Source organism: Rhodoferax sp., from assembly GCF_039922535.1.
GTDB lineage: Bacteria > Pseudomonadota > Gammaproteobacteria > Burkholderiales > Burkholderiaceae_C > Rhodoferax_B.
In genome coordinates, this window is the sequence record NZ_JBDTEM010000408.1 from 1 (window position 1) to 3365 (window position 3365).

Sequence of the window (3365 nt, forward strand, 5' to 3'; positions counted from 1 at the left end):
AGGCCGTGGTGTACGACCGCAACGGTGTCAATTACTGTGGCCGGTTGTGGTGGATGCTGAAGTGGGCCGGCCACGCCAACGTGGCGGTGCTGGACGGTGGACTGCAGGCCTGGCAGGCCGCGGGCGGCGCGGTCAGCGATGCCGTGGAGCCGTCAAGATTTACATCAAACTTCGTTCCAGCGCAGTCGCTATCAGCGCTGGTAGCTACAGACACGGTAGTAAAAAACCTGGGCCGCCCCCAGCAGACCCTGATCGATGCCCGGGCCACGCCGCGCTTCAAGGGCGAGGTCGAGCCGCTAGACCCGGTGGCGGGCCACATTCCCGGCGCCCTCAACCGCCCGTTTAGCCAGAACCTGGGGCCAGACGGCAAGTTCAAGCCCGCCGAGCAGTTGCGCGCCGAATTCACCGCCCTGCTGGGCCACCGCGACCCGGCCACGGTGGTGCACCACTGCGGCAGCGGGGTCAGCGCCAACCCCAACCTGATTGCCATGGAAATCGCCGGTTTGGGCACCACCGGCCTGTACGCCGGGAGCTGGAGCGACTGGTGCAGCGATCCCACACGGCCGTTCGCCCAGGGCTAGGCACAAGGTTAGCCCTCTACAATGAAACCCATGCGCGCCTACCACATCCTCCCCCTTTTCCTCCTCGGTCTATCCCCTGCATGGGCCGACACGCCTGCCGCACCCGTCGACCAGCGCATCCAGCGCATTGAAGTGCAGGACAAGGACGTGCGCATCAATGAACTGCGCGTGGGCGGCGAAACCCAATCCATCACCGTGAAACCCACCAACGGCCTGCCCGCTTACGAAGTGGTGCCGGCCAACGGTGCGCGCAACCGCGCCATCGACGGGCGCGACGGCGGCCAGGGCAGCGTAGGCTCGCGGAGCTGGAAACTGTTCAACTTCTAAGCATGGCGGTTTATACAAACGTCTCTTTGAAAGAGGCCAAAGCGCTCGTGCGCCAGCTGGATTTGGGCGATGTGACCGCACTGCGCGGCATACAGGGCGGTATCGAGAACACCAACTACTTTGCCACCACCGACAGCGGCGAGTTCGTGCTCACCCTGTTCGAGCGCCTGGGCTTTGAGCAACTGCCGTACTACCTGCATTTGATGAAGCACCTGGCCCAGCGCGGCATTCCGGTGCCCGAGCCCATCGCCATCAAGGACGGCAACAAGGCGGGCACCATCCTGCACACGGTCAACAAGAAACCTGCTTCGGTGGTCACCAAGCTCAGCGGCAAAAGTGAGCTGGCCCCCGGCGTGCTGCACTGCGCCGCCGTGGGCGACATGCTGGCACGCATGCACCTGGCCGGGCGCGACTTCGAGATGGCCCAGCCTAATTTGCGCGGCCTGGCCTGGTGGAACGAAACCGCCCCCGTGGTCATGCCCCACCTGGAACCCGCCCAGGCCCAGTTGCTGCAGAGCGAGCTGGCGTACCAGAACCACATTGCCGCATCCAGCGCCTACGCCGCCCTGCCCCAGGGGGCCATCCACGCCGACCTGTTCCGCGACAACGTGATGTTCGACAGCGCAGACGGCGTGCCCCGGCTCAGCGGTTTTTTCGATTTTTACTTTGCGGGCACCGATGCCTGGCTGTTCGACATCGCCGTGTGCCTGAACGACTGGTGCGTGGACCTGCCCACCGGCGCCCACGACGCAGCCCGCTGCGATGCCTTCCTGACCGCTTACCAAGCCGTGCGCCCGCTGGCCGCTGCCGAGCGCCAGTTGCTGCCCGCGCTGCTGCGCGCCGGGGCCCTGCGCTTCTGGATTTCGCGCCTGTGGGACTTCCATTTGCCGCGCGAAGCCGCGCTGCTGCAGGCCCACGACCCTTCCCACTTTGAACGCGTGCTGCGCCAGCGCGTGGCCCACCCGGTCACCCTCTGAGCCGCCCCCGAGCCACCCAATTCCATGAAACTCCAAATCGTCCCCGCGCGCACAGGCATCCTGTGGGTGCGGCTGGGCATCCAGACCTTCTTCAAACAACCGCTGGCGCTGGCCGGGCTGTTCTTCATGTGCATGGCCGCACTCAGCATCGTCAGCCTGGTGCCGATTTTGGGCAACATCGTGGCCATGGTGTTCCTGCCCACCATGGCGCTGGCCCTGATGGCCGCCGCGCTGGAGGCCACCAAGGGCAAGTTTCCCACCCCCAGCATCGTGCTCAGCGCCCTGCGCGCCGGGCAGCAGGGCCTGCGCCCAATGCTGGTGCTGGGCGCCCTGTACGCGGTGGGTTTCATGGTGGTGCTGGGCATTTCGGCCCTGGTCGATGGTGGTGAATTTGCCCATGTTTTTCTGGGCGGCCACGTGGCCGAAGAAGCCAGCGACGAACCGATGCGGCTGCAGGCGGGCATGCTGGCCTTCATGGTCTTGCACCTGCCGCTGTCGCTGGCGTTCTGGCATGCGCCTGCGCTGGTGCACTGGCACGGCATCAGCCCCGGCAAAAGCCTGTTTTTCAGCCTGGTAGCCTGCTGGCGCAACAAGGGTGCCTACGTGATGTTCGGCCTGACCTGGTTCGGCGTGCTGCTGGCCGTGGGCATGGTGGTGCAACTGCTGGCCGTGCTGCTGGACCAACCGGCTTTTCTGGGTGTAGGCGCGCTGGTGCTGACGCTGCTGACCACCTGCATGTTTTTGACCTCCATCTACTTCAGCTTTCGCGACAGCTTTGCGGTAGATACCGTGGAAGAAAAAACCCCAGACGCTATTGAATAAATAGCTGCCTGCGCAGGCTTCAACTGCGCCAGAGGCCGATTTATATACTTTTTTGGTTCACGCGCTGGGACAGGGCTTCGGCACTCTCCTTGCGCTCGCTGTAGCGGTCTGTCAGGGTGGCCGACGCATCGCGGGTCAGCAGGGTGAACTTGACCAACTCCTCCATCACATCGACCACCCGGTCATAGTAAGCCGACGGCTTCATCCGCCCGGCATCGTCAAACTCCAGAAACGCCTTGGCCACCGACGACTGGTTCGGGATGGTCAGCATGCGCATCCAGCGGCCCAGTACGCGCAGCTGGTTCACGGCATTGAACGACTGCGAGCCGCCGCTGACCTGCATTACCGCCAGCGTCTTGCCCTGGGTGGGCCGCACCGCGCCCTGGGCCAACGGAATCCAGTCGATCTGGGTCTTCATGACCCCGGTCATCGCGCCGTGCCGCTCGGGCGATGTCCAGACCATGCCCTCGGCCCACAGCGCCAGATCGCGCAGTTCCTGCACTTTGGGGTGGGATTCAGGCGCGCTGTCGGCCAGCGGCAGGCCGTGGGGGTCGAAGGTACGGGTTTCCGCCCCCATGGCGGTCAACAAACGGGCCGCCTCCTCGCTCAGCAGGCGGCTGAACGCGCGTTCGCGCAGCGAGCCGTAAAGCAGCAGGAT

General features: G+C 64.9%; 5 protein-coding genes. 4 read left to right on the top strand and 1 reads right to left on the bottom strand.

Going from position 1 to position 3365, the window contains the following annotated elements:
* From ABI213_RS19365 to ABI213_RS19380, 4 genes are all read left to right on the top strand, one after another.
* Nucleotides 1-581, top strand: a 581-nt coding sequence (locus tag ABI213_RS19365; protein ID WP_348028311.1) for a rhodanese-like domain-containing protein, incomplete at its 5' end; no start/stop codon positions are given.
* 21 nt (nucleotides 582-602) lie between these two features.
* Nucleotides 603-908: a hypothetical protein gene (locus ABI213_RS19370; RefSeq protein WP_348005610.1), complete on the top strand. Its 306-nt coding sequence runs from the start codon at nucleotides 603-605 to the stop codon at nucleotides 906-908.
* Nucleotides 909-910: 2 nt separating this feature from the next.
* Nucleotides 911-1885, top strand: coding sequence for a homoserine kinase (locus tag ABI213_RS19375; RefSeq protein WP_348028313.1), 975 nt, complete (start codon nucleotides 911-913; stop codon nucleotides 1883-1885).
* 24 nt (nucleotides 1886-1909) lie between these two features.
* Entirely contained in the window at nucleotides 1910-2707 is a 798-nt protein-coding gene (locus ABI213_RS19380) for a BPSS1780 family membrane protein (RefSeq protein ID WP_348028315.1), read from the top strand.
* A 40-nt stretch (nucleotides 2708-2747) separates the two neighbouring features.
* Here the strand turns inward: ABI213_RS19380 and arsH are convergent.
* A partial coding sequence (gene arsH, locus ABI213_RS19385; protein WP_348028317.1) for an arsenical resistance protein ArsH occupies nucleotides 2748-3365 on the bottom strand: 618 nt, incomplete at its 5' end.